The sequence below is a fragment of the Shewanella acanthi genome, assembly GCF_019457475.1.
GTDB lineage: Bacteria > Pseudomonadota > Gammaproteobacteria > Enterobacterales > Shewanellaceae > Shewanella > Shewanella acanthi.
On sequence record NZ_CP080413.1, the window covers coordinates 4045490 to 4061305 of the forward strand.

The following is a 15816-nucleotide window of genomic DNA, read 5'->3' on the forward strand; positions in this document are numbered from 1 at the left end:
TTTATAACCAGACACCCGCGATCATATTCAACGCCAACCCCGTTAACAGGATTTTGATGACCGGCTTTATCAGCTCCCGTTTAACCCTATTGCGCAAATGATTCCCAACAAAGGACCCCGCGATAGAACAGAGAGTCATGGTCAGTAGTACGGGCACATAATCCCAGAGGGCAAAACCCATCACCCCAAATACCGCTAACTTTGAAAGATGGGTAATGGTCATAAACATTGAACTAGTGGCAATGACCTCGTTATGATCCTCGGACTGCTTATTCAAAATACTTAGGCCTAAGGGCCCAGTCGCCCCGACCACCAGCCCCAATCCCGTTTGTAAAAAGCCCACCAGATAGAAGTTCTCGTAGCGGCTAATAAGCTGAGCAAACCGAGAACTCCAAGTATTGAGCAAAAGATAAATCCCAATCGCCAGCGGAATATAGTCGCTGAGGATATTGAGCAAGAGCATTCCAAATACCGCAATCCCAGCAAGCGAGCCCATTAAAAACGGCCATAACAGCTGGCGATTCACATTCTTTAGGTCAAACACCATCCGCGAGGCGTTACTGGCAAGCTGGGTAAATCCATGGATGGGAATAATGACAGCGGCGGGGAGAAACAGCGGCATCACAGCTATCAATAACATACCGCCACCAAAGCCAATGATGGCGGTCACAATCGAGGTTACATCGGCGATTAATCCTAATGAAAGCTCAATGGGCACAATGGGATTCGACGTGGGGAGATACTAATTGCCATAGTAGCAACCCCCTCACTGCTAGGGAATGAATTACATCGAGCAACTCATTATCTTGACGAAGTTTTACTAGACGCAATCTCACTATCGTTAGTCGCAATAGTTCATCGCATGGTTAGCAGCATGGGCTAACCGAATTCAAGCTTCCATAACGCCCTTAAAAAGACAAATGACATAACAATATATCTTTTATCTTGAAAGCAACACGCAGTTGATTTTTAATGGGGTATTCCTAAAACAAGCAAGGACTCGCTGTCGATGCTTTCATTGTTAAACCTCACGATTACCCTTATTGATATTGCCCTATTACTGTATGTCTGTACTGCAATACCTAGCTCCCATCGCAGCGGGCAAGGACGCAGCATATTTCTCGTTGCGCTGCTCTTTGGCATGGCCTACGACAATCTGGTTGTCGCCGCAGGCAACTGGTTTATCGGTGAACCTTGGTTCACCCCTGTGAGCATGATGCGCTTTTATTGTCATGTGCTCACACTGCCTTTTTTGAGCCTGTTCACCTACTCAATTATCCGTGAAGCGGGACTCGCATTAGGGCAAAGCAAAGTGTTTTTAATGTTAAGCCTGTTAGTCACCCTAAGCACCCTTATCTACGGCATCAGCCACGAATTAGTGGGTTTACAGTTGGTTGAGACCAGCCAACTTGGCATTCAACGTATGACCAACGCCAACGGCTCAGCGCCTATTGCGACCATAGTCACCAACCTGTTCACAATTATTTTGTCTGCTTATCTGTGGCGAAAAACGGGTTGGAAAGTACTCTGCCTCGGCTCGATGTTTATCTTTGTTGTCAATGCCGTCGCAGCGGGTAAACCTTGGGGATTTATCGCTGGCAATCTGGTTGAAATCGTCTTTGTGTTAAGTCTTATCATCACCCATCAAAATATCACTACAAACCGCTATCCAGCTAAGCAGGTAACAGCATGAGACTACGCAGCTTGATCCTATTACCCTTTATTAAATTATTACTACTGTTGATTGTGGGCTATGTGCTATGGGTACTAATTGCCTACCGCGATATTCCTGTCGGAGAACTCGAACAACGTTACGGCGGCGATAACCTTCAACGCGTGATGGTCGACGGCGTCAACCTGCGTTATAAAGTAGAAGGCAAAGGCCCTGTATTAGTGCTGCTCCATTCCCACTACTACACCATGCGTCAATGGCAACCTTGGGTCGATGAACTCAGCGATCGCTTCACTTTAGTGCGCTTTGATCTCACCAGCCACGGTTTAACGGGGCCAGATCCGAGCGGCGATTATTCCCGTGAACGTGGCACCGCACTGTTAAAGGGGCTGCTCGATCATCTCAATATTCATCAGGCCAGCATTGTCGGCTCCTCAACTGGTGCGGGTATCGCCTACACTTTTGCCGCTAAGTATCCAGAGCGAACCCAAAGCCTAGTGCTTATCAATGCACCAGGCATGCCCAAGACCTCAAATAAATACATGGATAAAACCCTACCGAGTTGGGGCAGCTTTATTTTTTACCTGCTACCGCAGAGGCTATTTAACGCTTTCCTTAAGGCACCCATTATCGACGACAGCCTAGTGACACCGGAATCGGTTACCGAGTTCTTCGACATGTACCGCCGCGAGGGCAATCGCAGTGCCGAATATGCGCGCATGCGAGCCTACGAAAAGGGAGATGTTTCTTCGCTGCTCGCCAAAATTACCGCCCCCGTGCTGGTAATGTGGGGCGCGAAGAATCCGCAGTTACCCTTAGAACATGTTGAGCAGTTCAAGCAAAAACTTAACAAGAGTAAGGCAGTTGAGAGCATTGTCTATCCCGATGTAGGGCATGTTATCCCGCTCGAAATACCCTATCAGTCAGCCAAAGATGTGGCTGCATTCGTCAACGCCAAGCTTGAGCCTCAACATCAGGAATCATGATTTATGAAGAATAAAACTATGCATAAAACCCTGTTGGCCCTGCTGCTAACCACTGCCATAACCGGTTGCAGTGACCCCGAACTACCTTTAGCTAAGCCGCTTAATGCCGAAGCAAGCCAAATGGCGCAAATTCCATTTTTACAGCAGGGGGAATTTGCCGTGGTGACCCACCGCGACTTAGTCGTGCCCGAGAGTCAAAACCAACGCGAACTCGAGTTAAGTGTGTTCTACCCAAAACAAGGTCAAAACCACCCGCTCATCTTCTTCTCCCACGGTAATTGGTCGTCGAAGGATAAATACGACAATGTGATTAACTATTGGGTGAGTCACGGTTATGTGGTTATCGCGCCCAATCATTTAGATTGCTGCTCGCAGGTCACGGGCATAGTGAACAGCCTGCGTTACGGCAACTTCGGCCTGATTGAAAATCGAGTAAAAGACTTTAGCTATTTAATTGACCACTATTCCGAGTTAGAACAGCTTTTACCTGCGCTAAAAGGTAAGGGGGATATTAATCACATCGCCCTCGCAGGCCATTCCTTCGGTGCCTTTACCGCCCAGCAGTTCGGCGGCGCAGGCACGCTGAACACCGACGATAAGAGCTATCATTTCTATTCCGACCCTAGGGTGAAAGCCATTGTCGCCCTGTCGCCACCCGGCCCCATGTTCGACGAAATTACCGCCCAAAGCTGGCAAAAACTTTCCACCCCAACCTTTAACACCACAGGCACTTGGGATTTAGATAAGTACTTTTTTACCGATTGGCAGATGCACAAGATGGCGTTCGACAGCGCCCAGCCCAGTAACAACTATGTGTTAGTCACCCAAGGTGCCGACCATTATCTGGGAAATTTAATTTGCAGACCCGAGCGCGAAGCCGCGCCGCAAAAGGATGCGCTGATGATGCTCAATGCCACTTCAACCGCCTTTTTAGCTGCCTATTTAAAGCAGGACGAACAGGCTAAAACCTTCCTGCAAAACGGCCGCCTAAAGGATCTCACTGCGGGATTTTCTACGGTCGAATATCGTTAGAAACTAAAAAAGTGATTCAATAAAAAACGCCACATGAGTGGCGTTTTTTATTGTCTAACTGTATGCCTGTTAAGGCATTAACGCCGGACATTGGCGCTCAAGCTCTGCTTTTCCGGCAACCTGAGCGCCCGTAAGTGCAAACCCAAGCACATGATTGCCTTGGCGATAAAGCGCGCGTACACCTGTATCCGATGCCTGCTCTATCACCCATTCACCGGCGGGCAAGGCGCCATCGGCTTGTCTTGGCGGCGGATTCACCACCACAGGAAAGAGTGTCGTCTTCACCGTCACTGGCATTGCGGGATAATGCACACTGGTGACTTCACCCATCAGCGTTTTTGCCAGCGCTCTCACCTGCGCCATCATAGGTAAGATGTAATACAGCACATGATTTTCGACCTGAGCACAATCGCCAATGGCATATACATCCCGAGCCGAAGTCTGCATCTGTCTGTCGGTCACTATACCGCGCCCCGTAGCAATATTGGCGGCTTTTGCCAACGCAATATTTGGGCTAACACCGATGGCCGAGAGCACTAAGTCGGCTTCGATTCGCTCTTGATTCTTCAGTGTCGCGACTATGCCATCGCGGTGACTATCCACACTCTCCACCACAGTGCCGAAGTGGAATCGAGCGCCCGCTGCACGTAGTGCGCGCTCAACAGACTGAGATGCCTCGCGCGGCAGCAAAGTAGCCAACACCGTCGGCATAGGGTCGACCACATCCACCTGAAAACCCGCCTGCAGCAGATCGTTTGCATACTCAGAGCCAATTAATCCAGCACCGATGATCAAGATGCGTTGCTTAGATTTCGCCAAGGTTCTGAACTTGCCGTAATCGAGCAAATTATTCACGCTGTGGACTTTATGCAGCCCGTCGCCCGTTAATGGCGCCTGAATACAATTTGCACCCGTTGCCAACACCAATTTATGGTAGGGCTGCACGCCTTTATCAGCCACGCTAATAGTCTTAGCCTGAGTATCAATACCAGTGACCTGAGTAAAGGTATGAATTTGCACTCGATACTGCTGCGCCATTTGCTCAGCGGTCTGGCTAACTAAGTCAGCAGCGGATTTATCCTTCGCAAAGCCAGTGGATAACAGCGGCTTAGAATAGAAGTGACCATCGTCACTGGTGTACATATGGATGACGCTGACAGGATCGAGTTTACGGATTTCCTTCACTAGATTGTAAGCCGCTAAACCACTGCCGATTATCACAATCGGTGCCTGCGTAGGATTGGCCTGCGGCGCCATTGCCGCGACCTGCTCTGTTTCGACAACAGGTGATGCGACGGCTTCACGCACCACACGTTTGATTTCGCGCATATCGAAGTCGGCCTTGGCGACGCCACACTCAGGGCATAACCAGTCGTTAGGAATATCTTCCCAGCGAGTGCCGGGCGCAATACCGTCATCTGGCCAACCCTTCGATTCATCGTAAATCCAGCTACAAACTTGGCATTCCCAAATACGGTACTCAACAGCCTCAGTTTGCACATTCATCGCGGCGATAGGCGCAGCCACTTCATCCACCGATTCACTTATCGCAATCATCTCGAAGTCGGCTTTACCCACACCACATTCGGGGCAATTCCAGTCATTAGGAATATCTTCCCAGCGAGTACCTGGAGCAATGCCATCCTCTGGCCAACCCTTTGATTCATCGTAAACCCAGGCGCACACCTGGCATTCCCAAATTTTATACTTTGACATTTACACCTCAGACCAAACGTGCATTTATATATTTAAGTTCAAGCACATAAATCTAAACAGCGAGTCACATGGTGAACGTTGTTGGCAACCTTATCCAATTAGGGATATCGGCATTGCTACTAAATCTAGACAACCATCTAGTTACATAGTGCCAAAACTTTTGCTAAATTCAACCCAAATGATATATTACTATATCATTAAAGTTGATAACGAGTTCTTAACAACGCATTTGCTTGGGATGCATTAGGGTAGAACCTCTTACAACGGCTGTTATCTACTCAGCTTAAAAGATGCCAAGCAAAACAATTAAACGCTAAGTGTTGTAGAACCTGTCATAGGCTCGAAAACGTAACATATAAGAAATTCAATATATTAAGGGAATAGCGGCCATGTTAAAGAATCTTTGGTACGTTGCGGAATGGTCCGACACAGTAAAAGACAAGCCCGTTAAGACCAAATTGCTCGGTCAAAATCTGGTGTTGTTTCGCGATCTAGAGGGCAAAGTCAAATGTCTGGCAGACGTTTGTTTGCACCGTGGCGGGTCACTATCAGGCGGTTGGGTAAATGAGAAACGCGATTGTGTTGTCTGCCCTTACCATGGCTGGCAATACAATGGCGGCGGTAAGTGCCAAAAAATCCCGTCTGAAGGCGATAGTTTTCAAGTACCTAAACGCTTTAAGGTTGATGCCTACGACGTAGAAGAAAGATACGGCATGATCTGGGTGTTTATGGGTGACTTACCCGCTGAAGAACGCTTCCCTATCCCGCCACTGCCTGAATATGGTGACGAAGCCAACTGGCGTGGTCTAAAAACCGAATTTACTTGGAAGGCTGAAGCCTCCCGTGTGGTCGAAAACGGCATCGACATCGCCCACGCCTCTTTCGTACACCCTGTATTTGGTTACCCAAGCACCGCGGAAGATAACTATATCGAAGAGGTCGAAAAGCACGAATGGTGGGGACGCTCAACGAACGTCATGTACCCGCCGCAACTCAAGGGTGGTTTCCTCGGTTGGCGTAACTTTTTACGTAAAGACAAACAAGAAACCAAAGTGCACCCCGAGTGGCACCTGCCCGGTATGATAGTGCGTATTAAAATCGATATACGCCCCGGTTGGCATATTGTTATGTTCGACGCCAACACGCCAGTGGACGAACATACCACCCGCACTTTTGCTTGGCAGTTCCGCAGCTTCTTTAAAGTGAAGATGTTTGATAAAGGCTCACTACAGCGCCTGAAAACCATCCTGCTGGAAGACGCAACTATCGTTCAAGATTCACAGCCTTACTATCTGCCAGAAACCTTGGCCAACGAAGTATCGGTGAAATCGGACAAGTTTATGAGCACCTTCCGTATGGCACGCCGCAAGTTGATCGAAGAGAAAGGCTGGCAGATTGATACTAAGGCACGTGATGAGCATAAGGGCAAGAAAGTACTGACAATTTCATCTCCAGGTCGCAGGCAGGCCATGATTGATGGCGATGGCTGGGTGTTTGATGAAATGCCAACCGTGCCACCAATCAAATCCTCAACTCTCAAGAATGAGTTTGAGCGTCAGGTCGATGTGTTAACCACAGAGTCGGTTAACTCGAAAGAGAGCATTATCGCCTAAACCAAGACAGACCCACCGTTGGGCTTGTCGCCTAACGGTTGCAACGCTAATTTAGCTTAAAAAATCGCGCCTGAAGCTGCAATTGTGGCCTCAGGCGCGATTGTTTTAAGGCTGATTTTTAAGGCTCATTTGTCGCAAATTGGCGAAATCACTCGTTCAGATTATCGGCTACTTTCGATAGCCATTTCTTCGCTGATATCTATACGAACTTCTAGACCAAATGCTGCCAAATGCTGGCCTCAAACTTAGGTTCATGCACATCCCCCTCTAAGCCCCTAGGGTCTAAGGGATGACGCATATCGCAGCAAGGAGATAAGCGTACGCCCTTTGCAGTGAGCGTGCGTGTCGCCTCACCATTGCGGTATAGCACAGTATGGCGGGTACGGTGTCCAGGCGCAGTCACGATAATAAAGTCCGGCTCCATATACACATCAGTGGCCTGATTTAATTGTCTAGCGCTAAAGGTCAAAATGCCCGGACCGCCAGACATGCCCACGTTCTCGTAACTGCCCTTGCCCATAGGATCAAACACTAATACCCCTTCCTTTAAGGTACCAGTAAAGGTCTTTGCTAAGGCCGGACGGCCGCGAAAATGCACGTTGGTAATTTTAAAATTGACCCCATCAAAATCGATATAGACCAGATTATCGAAGGGAGATTGCCCAGGCGTACCACTGCCCGCTTGGGTATCATCAATCAAGGGTGTGCCATCCAAATGGAATAACTCGACACTGTCGTGCCAAGTACCTCTAAGCTGCATTAATGTGTGGCCAACACTGCCAATGGGGAAAACCGTTGCCATAACTCATCCTACTGATATTTACTCTATTCATTAGCTTACATTTGTATTAAAGTTATAACAATAAAGATTTATCTAGCGCATCGGCGGAGGAACAATGAAAACAGTCATCATCACTGGTAGTACCCGCGGTATTGGTAAAGGGTTAGCAGTTAACTTTTTAAAGCAGGGCTGTAGGGTTGTGATCACGGGTCGCAACCAGACACAGGTCGACGAGGTCGTCAGCGGTTTTGCCCTGCAATTTGGCGCAGACAAGGTCACAGGCCTCGCCTGCGACGTAAAAGACCAAGCCCAATTACAAGCTGTTTGGGACCACGCTGTGGCGACCTTTTCAAGCGTCGATATCTGGATCAATAACGCGGGCATGAGCCTACCGCGCAAACCGTTAGAACAACAGTCCACCGACGATATCAACAATATCATTGCCACTAATCTGGGTGGCGTGGTACTAGCCACCAGCGTGGCATTAAAGGGCATGAAAGCACAAAACCACGGCCAAATCTGGAACATGGAAGGCTTTGGCAGTAACGATGCCACTCAGCCGGGTATGGCGATTTACGGTGCCACTAAACGCGCAGTGACTTATCTCAATAAGTCACTGCAAAAGGAAGTCAAAGGCACAGCTGTGCAGGTCAACACCTTAAGTCCAGGCATTGTGGTGACCGATTTATTAGTGGGTGATTACGATACGTCCTCTGCCGAATGGCAGAAGGTGAAAAAGATCTTCAACATTCTCGGTGATAAGGTTGAGACTGTAACGCCATGGCTAGTAAACGGCATATTGTCGACGAATAAATCCGGTACCAAGGTGGCTTGGTTAACAGGTGGTAAAGCCTTTATGCGCTTTATGACGGCGGGCTTTAATAAGCGTGATTTGTTTAGCGAACTAGAGCTGGGCTAAGGTTAGCCCAGCTATTTATTTCAATAACTTGAGATATCAAGGCAGACGATTTAAAAACGCCAAACTCTGCGCAAATACTTGCTCAGCCTGTTCCGATGGGCTGAGTAACCCTTGCTGCTTAGTGTTGTCAGCTGCGTAGGAACCAAACTGCCAGTGGTTAGCATTTTCAATGACTACATAATCGGTACTGGCAGGTAACTTAGCTTTATTTTCGTTAATCTTCTGCGGTGTCGATTGTAAATCTTTAGCGCCCGAAATCGACATAGTCGCAATCTTAAACTGGCTAATATCGCTGGCAGGATAAGAAGCCAATAGTAATAAGCCCTCGATGCGATTTAAGTCGGCGGATTTAACATACTCAGATGCCGCCACACCGCCTAAGGAATGCCCTGCAATGACCCAATGTTGGATATTTGGGTAAGCCGCAACCACTTCATCAGCCTTGTTCACCCCTAAAAATGCGGTTTTAAATGGCATAGGCACAATCACAGCCAAATAGCCCTGCTCTGCAAAACGGCGCATAAAAGGCGCAAAAGTCTCAGCACTGGTTTTACCGCCGGGATAAAAAATGATCCCCTTGGTCGGTGCCGTTTGTACAGGCTTAAAACTGATAAAGTCACCCTCATCGACATTCACCTTATCCGACGAAATCAGTGCGGCAGCGGTCTCATCTTGGTTATAGGAAAAGGGAATACTCATCCAAGCCAAGGTTCCACCGACCACCAGCACAATCAGCGCAACTACACCTATCAGTATCTTTTTTATCATTATTGTTCTCCATAAATTCCCAATTGTTGACGCACGGGTTTGCATTTCGTTAGCAAAACCCGTGCACCACGCTTGGGATCTTATCCTTGAACGTAGGGTTGGCCATTACGCTCTTCGCCCGCCAAGATGCGAACCAAGCGGTCAGCGGCCTCTTTACCCACTAAACGTTCTGCAATCGGGTTTGCCGGATCAAGATACACAATATTTTTACGTTGTTGATAGTCACGTTTGCGGCGCTCAGCACAAGACTCAGGATCGTTATCCAGTTTCGCTTGTTTCACTAAACCAACCCAGTATTTAATCAGCTCCATAATTTGCTCTTCGGCATGATCTTTGAAGAATGCCAGCGGGCCAACACCGCAAATAGTACAAGGGCTAATACTTGCACGGATGAAAGGCATGGCCGCGGTAAAAGGTTTAACCCCTTCCTCATACAGAGCTTTAGCATGATTAAGCGCTAGCTGGTTCACTGGGGCATAATACTTTTCTACATAATTAGGGTGCGTCACTAACTCATAGCGAGGCATTAAGTCGGCATAATAAAAGGCCTCTGGTAGAGTCCCGAATGCCAGCCCTAGGTGAGGAATGTCGGTATTGTCCTTCATCCAAAACGTCAGGTGAATGTTGGTAAAGGTATTCTCAGGTAGACCGATGTTTGAGTGGATAACCCAATCAATAGGGTTATCGCCCTTACCGGTAAAATTGCGCATTCTGCCTAGGTGGTTGCCAGCTAAATCACTGAATTCGTGAATATCTTCGCAGCCTAAATCCTCGGTAAACTCCAGCTCAGAACTCACATAATCCCAAATGCGGTCACGTAAAGCTAACACCTCAGTGTAAATTGCGCTGGTATCCAATTGTTGTCCGCTTGCTAAGTGGCGAGCGAACTCTTCTGTCATCATAGGTTTGGTTTTAAATTGGCTTTGTGGCATGACGTTACCTTAATTGTTTAGACATTTTGTTCTGTTAAAAGGGGTTTTGATTTGGGTCTAGACAACAAGAGACTCCAGATGAAAACGATTGAATTCAGTAAACCGAATAAGACAAAGGGGCTTGATGGCGACAGGTGCGCAAACAAAAATCCGCCGCCTGTTGTGGCCAATAAAATGCCCACAGCACCAGCAACACCAAAGAGGCCAATCACCGCACCCTTGCGCTCGGCAGGTGCTTGCTCACCGACTAAAGCCTGACTAGAAACAAAGGCACTAATCTCAGCGATTCCCATCACAAACAGCAGCGGAAATACGCTTGTGGCACTCGGATCGCGCACAAAATACATGGCGCCATAGACACAGCCAGCTAAGCCCGAAGCGATAGATACAGCTGTGATACGACTCACTTTGTCGCTCAAATATCCTGTGAGGATTGACCCAACTAGCGCGCCACTAACGACCATTAAAATGGCTGGCATAGCAAGTTGCGACATGGCATCACTGGCCGAAAGTCCGAGGGTGCCTGTACCATATTGCACTAACCACAGCCCCATAAAGGCGCCGGTTACGGCCAAGTCGCCGCGGGAGATAAACGCCGCCCCGTATGACAGTGCAATGGCAGGCTTTTTCGCCTCTTTTGCACCCTGACGCAGCATCACCAGCAAGGATTCCTTTTCCGCCTTCACCACAGTGCCGACCATTTTCGACAGGCCGATAAAAGCCACGACTGCTGCCACAACGCCTAAGGCGCCGGCGAGTGCAAAGGTAGCCTGTTGGGCTGCGGCTTCAGAATATCCAGCGCCGACAAAAGTCTTAGGTAAACCCGCAAGCACCGGCGGAATAAAGGCACCTAGAGTGGCAATCGCCCCTTGAATTCCGTTGGCTTTGCCACGGGTGCTGTTATGGGAATAATCGGCGACGACCGTCACCATCATCCCCACCATTGCTGCAGAGCCGAACGCAACGATGATTCGGTAAATAACTAACTGCTCCACCGACGTCGCGCTGCCATAGAGGGCAAACCCAATCGCCGTGGTCGCAAGGCCAAATACATACATCACCCGACGACCGAAGCGGTCAGCCATGACACCGTAGAGTCCCATCATGACGATGAATATCGCCTCCTGCAGACCCCCTAGCATTCCAGTCAGGGTCGCCTGCTCGGCGTAGGGAATCCCAATCACCTGCAGCAATCCAGGTTGCAGGATAGATAAAGCCCCCGCATAACCCGATGAAATCAGTACTGCAAACAGATAGGCTAACCAGTTACGGCGCTTAAGACCGTCGACCAGTTGCACCCCCATTAGGGTTTTGGGTTGCCCACTTTGTGTCATGATAGCCCTCCCTCCAGCACACTAAACCTAAGATCAGTAAGTGATGTTGGCGTCAATCTGTGCCTTGCCCATCCGCAGCTCGATCATCTTTTCGACCTCGGTTTGACCAAACACATTGGCAGCCAGCTTATTCATAGGATCGCGGCGATAGCTCATCTCACGGATGATGTGATCGTTACGTTGAAGCTCAGCTCGCTCAGACTCAGGCACTGGCGTAGCGGCCTCTAACCAACCTAACCAACGGTCAACCATCTCATGTAGGTAAGTTTCGAAAATGCTGATGTTTTCGTCATTCAACTCACCCATCAAGCTTTGAGTCGCTGGATTGATTAAGGCGCGCATATAGCTGCCATGGCTCACCGACCAATGGAAATTGGGGTGTGAACGTAGCTTCATGTACCAGTTATTCACCTCTGGGCCGTAGTACTTATCCAGATAGTCCACATCGGTCAGCAGGTTCTTACGCGGAGTGTAATCGCAGTAGCAAAAAAGCTGCGGCACGGTACCGAACACAATCACTAAATGCGGTACATCGGTTTCCTGCCCCAAAAAGGCAGTAGTGTTCATATCCAGAATGCTAGCCTTGCGGTTACCAATCCACGAGTTGACCAACCACTCGACACCATGACCCGTCCAGGCGGCATAGGAGCCTTCGAACTCACCATTTGGTGAGGTGTAGTATTCTCTGTCGAAAGTCGATGGATGCTGGCTTAGGTGGGGAAATCTGTCGGTAATCTTCTGCTTAAGGGCGGTTAAAATGCCCCAGCAACGCTCCCAGTAACGGCTGACATCTACATTCGGGTTCTCGGCCAGAAATTCATCGAGGGTCTTTGTTTCTTTATTTTTAGTATCTGACATTTTTCTTCTCTTTGTAGTTGTGTTTCAGGGTGTTATAGGCCGTAACGGGTAAACTTATCGGGCGTACTACGCACATAGCCAGACAACATTCGAAGCGTCATTTTCATCGGTGTTAACCAACGGATTTTTCGCCCAGTCTTAGTTTCGGCGAGGATTTGCTGCGCCAGATAAGGCGTAACAGTTTCAACATGATCGCAAAGCACGTTGGCAAATCGACGACGACGCTCGAAGTTATCCTTATCAACCTTAGCCTCACGGATAACGCCCTCGGTGATAATCATGCCGGGGCGCACCTTGCCCACTAAAATGGCGTCGCCTTTTAGCTCTTTACTCAAGGCATTCGTGAAGTAATCCAGTGCACGTTTAGTGGTGCCGTATATCCCCATGCCAGGGAAATACTCACCATCACTGCCGCCACCAAGCATGTTGAAAATCTTCTGTGGCTGTAACACGAGTCCTTGGCTGGCCGCACGCTTCATCCCACTGGCGGCAACTCTGCAACCATTCATAGTGCCGATAATGTTGGTGTGCACCATTTGCTGTATTTCGGCATCAGGAGTGTCGAGAATTGGCCAAACGGTTCTCGCTAAACCTGCGTTATTAATCCAAATATCCACTGTGCCAAAGTGCTCACAGGCAAACTCCCATAGGGCTTCTACCTGTCGCTTATCGACACTGTCGCAGGCCAATCCCACAACCTGTGACGCCGGATAACCGAGCTCCACAAGGGTGGCATCGACATCCTGCTGACTTCTACCACTGATCACCACGCGGTGACCTAGGCGAGCAAATTCGGCCGCCAGACCTTTGCCAATTCCCTTAGTACTGCCAGTGATTACCAGAGTTGTCATTTGCCCATTTCCTTGGTGTTAGCTTTAAGATTTAGCGCTTAGTGTTGGTGATTAGTGACTCAAACCGATTCGGTAGCAACCACATCAGCATTCGGGTCAGGGTGTTTTACCCTATAACCCGTAGCATAGATTTTTGCCGCCGAGATTTTGCGGTTAGGCGCCTTGATTTGACCTAGAAACTCCAGTCGAGGCCAGTCGTTTTGGTCGCATATGGCATCGAATACTTGCTTGTTGGTCGCTGGCACTTGGCCGTTATCGCAGACGTTATAAATGCCACTCAACTGGCTGTGGATAACGTGGTAAACAGAGTCCACTACATCTTCAAAATGAATCGCATAAAGAGGGGCATCGGCACTGAAAATTGCCTTACCACCGAAATAGTCGATAGCCATTTTCACCCTTTGCGGGAAGGTAAAATCCCCTGGCGCGCCATACATATCAGGGAAACGCAGCACACAGCCAAGTGATGAACTTAGCACCTGTTGCTCAGCAAGCTGATAGTACTTAGATGAAGGTTCTTGATGATTTGATGTTGGCGTGAGCTCATCGATCGCTTCATGCCCTACACCACCGTCACCATAAACGGAAAACGACGATAAAAAGATCACCCTAGGGCAGGCCAGACGTGCGCTCTCGCAGCTACGCACTAACACTTGCTCGTAGTGCACCTCACGCTCTTCCTTCGTGCGGGTATTTCGAACATTAGGTGCAACGGTCACGATAATGGCATCACAACCCGCCGCCGCAGCGGCGACCTTCGCAGTTTCTTCTCCCTTTAACACGGCAACCGCATCGACGAGTTGCTCCAATTCGGGAACTTTAGATTCGGTGGTCGTACTGCCCACCACTTGATGACCGTCGGCTTTAAGCTTTTTCGCCAGTGCTTTACCTACGTGGCCTAAGCCAAGAATAAACAGTTTCATGAGCCGCCTTTTTGTTGTCATTGTGAGTCAAGATAGACATAATGTATTAATAATATATCATTTAGTCAAACTCAAGAATTTAAAAGCAAGAAAGGTCACTCAAACAAGGATTGAAGCGAACGATGACAAGTACAGAAAAATCAACAAATCATATACTTGCAGACCATATTCTGGGTTTTCAGCATGTTGGGCATATAGTGACTGACCTAGCAGAGAGCATCGCCGACTTTAAGCGTCTCTATGGTTTAACGGATGCAGAGATCCTCGTGCTTCCTCCTTTTGAGCAGACGGAAAATGTGCCAGCACGGTTTGCCCTGTTCAAAGTCAAAGACATGGAATTTGAGCTAATCGAACCCATCTCTGACTACTTCAAATCGTTGTTGTTAACACCTGGTGCCAGCGGCAGTGCGGGGATTAACCACGTTGCTTGGCGGGTGAAGGATATTGATGGCGCCATGACGCTATTAGCCGCTAATGGCATTAAGCCTGGACATGTCACCCCTGATGGCGTCATTACTATGACTAAGACCTCGACTAGCGCGAAAAAGATGGTGTATCTGGACCCAGAGACCACTGGCGGTCTGTTAGTCGAACTGATTGAAGTCATTGAAGGCGATAGCAAAAGTGAGTGAGGTATTTTCGCGCCTACTCAGGGTTATGCCCCTTCCTTTAGATGCTAGGGAGACTGAACGCGGCTGTTACCGCTATTACCTCAATTACGATTTGCAGCCCATCAGCGAACCTTGGATAAAAGCGCAAACCTCTGATGGTCATATGATTGTTCATAGCGCCCGCTTTGTTGATGCGCTTAACTGCGCCATTTTAGTTTCATATAAAACAGATATGTGTAAAACAGCGGCCGATAATCCCGCCGTTTATCAAACTGATGCGGATAGGCAGGCATCTTCACCCTCAGGCAGTTTTTTAAGCCAAATTCATTGGCAACAAGCAGGTCAAGATATCTCCGCCATTTACCAGTTCGATGCCAATGAGCGGCAACTCACTATCGAACGGCTGCAAAACGGCAAGACCCAAACGCATCAAGCGCAGCGCAGTGATAATTTTCTCTATTTTCCGCTAATGCGAGTCTTCAGCGGTGAAGTGATTACTCATTTAGCGAGCCATGGACCGCAATCAACCCTAGTCCCCGACATTAATCATCCGAGCAGTGTTGATGCCCTGCTGCGCCCCACAGAATCTTTACGCAGCGCCGAGAAGCTTGACGCAGAAATCCTCCCATTAGCTGATATTCACTGCCAAACCCATAAATATCGCTATCTGTCGGAGCGTTATCAGCAGCAGGATGACGCCGCCTTTTGGATAGATGAAACGGGGCTGCTAGTAAAGTATTGCTGGCAACAAAACCCTGAGGCTTTTTGGATGGTTGAGCTCGTAGAACATATCGTTAGTGCTCAAACATAAGCGATTCAA

At 48.6% G+C, this 15816-nt stretch carries 16 protein-coding genes; 7 read left to right on the forward strand and 9 right to left on the reverse strand.

What is annotated here, in order from left to right:
• Position 1 precedes the first annotated feature (1 nt).
• Positions 2–718: a sulfite exporter TauE/SafE family protein gene (locus tag K0H61_RS17335; RefSeq protein WP_220050695.1), complete on the reverse strand. Its 717-nt coding sequence runs from the start codon at positions 716–718 to the stop codon at positions 2–4.
• A gap of 291 nt (positions 719–1009) precedes the next feature.
• Here K0H61_RS17335 and K0H61_RS17340 point away from each other — a divergent pair, with 291 nt between their 5' ends.
• Genes K0H61_RS17340 through K0H61_RS17350 form a run of 3 tightly spaced genes read left to right on the forward strand, consistent with a single transcriptional unit; the run spans position 1010 to position 3690 of the window.
• A complete protein-coding gene (locus K0H61_RS17340; RefSeq protein ID WP_220050696.1) occupies positions 1010–1693 on the forward strand; it encodes a hypothetical protein in 684 nt (227 codons plus the stop codon).
• The gene (locus tag K0H61_RS17345; protein WP_220050697.1) at positions 1690–2658 is read left to right on the forward strand and encodes an alpha/beta fold hydrolase; all 969 of its coding nucleotides are present in this window, start codon (positions 1690–1692) and stop codon (positions 2656–2658) included. The genes K0H61_RS17340 and K0H61_RS17345 overlap by 4 nt, the downstream gene beginning before the upstream one ends.
• Positions 2659–2661: 3 nt before the next feature.
• Positions 2662–3690 (forward strand): alpha/beta hydrolase family protein, encoded by a 1029-nt coding sequence (locus tag K0H61_RS17350; protein WP_220050698.1) that lies wholly within the window; start codon positions 2662–2664, stop codon positions 3688–3690.
• 69 nt (positions 3691–3759) lie between these two features.
• On the opposite strand, the gene K0H61_RS17355 is transcribed toward K0H61_RS17350, so the two are convergent.
• Positions 3760–5406: an FAD-dependent oxidoreductase gene (locus K0H61_RS17355; RefSeq protein ID WP_434086595.1), complete on the reverse strand. Its 1647-nt coding sequence runs from the start codon at positions 5404–5406 to the stop codon at positions 3760–3762.
• A 389-nt stretch (positions 5407–5795) separates the two neighbouring features.
• Here K0H61_RS17355 and K0H61_RS17370 point away from each other — a divergent pair, with 389 nt between their 5' ends.
• Entirely contained in the window at positions 5796–7019 is a 1224-nt protein-coding gene (locus tag K0H61_RS17370; RefSeq protein ID WP_220050699.1) for an aromatic ring-hydroxylating dioxygenase subunit alpha, read from the forward strand.
• Positions 7020–7230: 211 nt separating this feature from the next.
• On the opposite strand, the gene K0H61_RS17375 is transcribed toward K0H61_RS17370, so the two are convergent.
• Positions 7231–7821: a hypothetical protein gene (locus K0H61_RS17375; RefSeq protein WP_220050700.1), complete on the reverse strand. Its 591-nt coding sequence runs from the start codon at positions 7819–7821 to the stop codon at positions 7231–7233.
• 94 nt (positions 7822–7915) lie between these two features.
• Between K0H61_RS17375 and K0H61_RS17380 the strand changes: the two genes are divergently transcribed.
• A complete protein-coding gene (locus K0H61_RS17380; RefSeq protein WP_220050701.1) occupies positions 7916–8719 on the forward strand; it encodes an SDR family NAD(P)-dependent oxidoreductase in 804 nt (267 codons plus the stop codon).
• 36 nt (positions 8720–8755) lie between these two features.
• Here the strand turns inward: K0H61_RS17380 and K0H61_RS17385 are convergent, their stop codons facing one another.
• The 6 genes from K0H61_RS17385 to K0H61_RS17410 form a co-directional block, all read right to left on the reverse strand.
• Entirely contained in the window at positions 8756–9487 is a 732-nt protein-coding gene (locus tag K0H61_RS17385) for an alpha/beta hydrolase (RefSeq protein ID WP_220050702.1), read from the reverse strand.
• 80 nt (positions 9488–9567) lie between these two features.
• On the reverse strand, positions 9568–10419 hold the full coding sequence (locus tag K0H61_RS17390) for a hypothetical protein (protein ID WP_220050703.1): 852 nt from the start codon (positions 10417–10419) through the stop codon (positions 9568–9570).
• 17 nt (positions 10420–10436) lie between these two features.
• Complete coding sequence (locus tag K0H61_RS17395; RefSeq protein ID WP_220050704.1) at positions 10437–11753, reverse strand: MFS transporter; 1317 nt, start codon at positions 11751–11753, stop codon at positions 10437–10439.
• A gap of 33 nt (positions 11754–11786) precedes the next feature.
• Positions 11787–12611, reverse strand: a complete 825-nt coding sequence (locus K0H61_RS17400; RefSeq protein ID WP_220050705.1) for a hypothetical protein — start codon at positions 12609–12611, stop codon at positions 11787–11789.
• 32 nt (positions 12612–12643) lie between these two features.
• The gene (locus K0H61_RS17405) at positions 12644–13462 is read right to left on the reverse strand and encodes an SDR family oxidoreductase (RefSeq protein WP_220050706.1); all 819 of its coding nucleotides are present in this window, start codon (positions 13460–13462) and stop codon (positions 12644–12646) included.
• Between the two features lie 59 nt (positions 13463–13521).
• Complete coding sequence (locus K0H61_RS17410; protein ID WP_220050707.1) at positions 13522–14385, reverse strand: NAD-dependent epimerase/dehydratase family protein; 864 nt, start codon at positions 14383–14385, stop codon at positions 13522–13524.
• A 122-nt stretch (positions 14386–14507) separates the two neighbouring features.
• On the opposite strand from K0H61_RS17410, the gene K0H61_RS17415 reads away from it, so the two are divergent.
• Positions 14508–15017, forward strand: a complete 510-nt coding sequence (locus tag K0H61_RS17415; protein WP_220050708.1) for a VOC family protein — start codon at positions 14508–14510, stop codon at positions 15015–15017.
• Positions 15010–15807 carry a hypothetical protein gene (locus K0H61_RS17420; RefSeq protein ID WP_220050709.1) on the forward strand — a complete coding sequence of 266 codons (798 nt, stop codon included), beginning with the start codon at positions 15010–15012 and terminating at the stop codon, positions 15805–15807. Before K0H61_RS17415 ends, K0H61_RS17420 begins: the two co-directional genes overlap by 8 nt.
• The last annotated feature ends 9 nt before the right edge of the window (positions 15808–15816 follow it).

Bases quoted from the DNA above. Each gene is read 5' to 3' on its own strand.
- K0H61_RS17340 (WP_220050696.1), top strand. From the start codon at position 1,010: ATGCTTTCATTGTTAAACCTCACGATTACCCTTATTGATATTGCCCTA.
- K0H61_RS17345 (WP_220050697.1), top strand. From the start codon at position 1,690: ATGAGACTACGCAGCTTGATCCTATTACCCTTTATTAAATTATTACTA.
- K0H61_RS17350 (WP_220050698.1), top strand. From the start codon at position 2,662: ATGAAGAATAAAACTATGCATAAAACCCTGTTGGCCCTGCTGCTAACC.
- K0H61_RS17355 (WP_434086595.1), bottom strand. From the start codon at position 5,406: ATGTCAAAGTATAAAATTTGGGAATGCCAGGTGTGCGCCTGGGTTTAC.
- K0H61_RS17370 (WP_220050699.1), top strand. From the start codon at position 5,796: ATGTTAAAGAATCTTTGGTACGTTGCGGAATGGTCCGACACAGTAAAA.
- K0H61_RS17375 (WP_220050700.1), bottom strand. From the start codon at position 7,821: ATGGCAACGGTTTTCCCCATTGGCAGTGTTGGCCACACATTAATGCAG.
- K0H61_RS17380 (WP_220050701.1), top strand. From the start codon at position 7,916: ATGAAAACAGTCATCATCACTGGTAGTACCCGCGGTATTGGTAAAGGG.
- K0H61_RS17385 (WP_220050702.1), bottom strand. From the start codon at position 9,487: ATGATAAAAAAGATACTGATAGGTGTAGTTGCGCTGATTGTGCTGGTG.
- K0H61_RS17390 (WP_220050703.1), bottom strand. From the start codon at position 10,419: ATGCCACAAAGCCAATTTAAAACCAAACCTATGATGACAGAAGAGTTC.
- K0H61_RS17395 (WP_220050704.1), bottom strand. From the start codon at position 11,753: ATGACACAAAGTGGGCAACCCAAAACCCTAATGGGGGTGCAACTGGTC.
- K0H61_RS17400 (WP_220050705.1), bottom strand. From the start codon at position 12,611: ATGTCAGATACTAAAAATAAAGAAACAAAGACCCTCGATGAATTTCTG.
- K0H61_RS17405 (WP_220050706.1), bottom strand. From the start codon at position 13,462: ATGACAACTCTGGTAATCACTGGCAGTACTAAGGGAATTGGCAAAGGT.
- K0H61_RS17410 (WP_220050707.1), bottom strand. From the start codon at position 14,385: ATGAAACTGTTTATTCTTGGCTTAGGCCACGTAGGTAAAGCACTGGCG.
- K0H61_RS17415 (WP_220050708.1), top strand. From the start codon at position 14,508: ATGACAAGTACAGAAAAATCAACAAATCATATACTTGCAGACCATATT.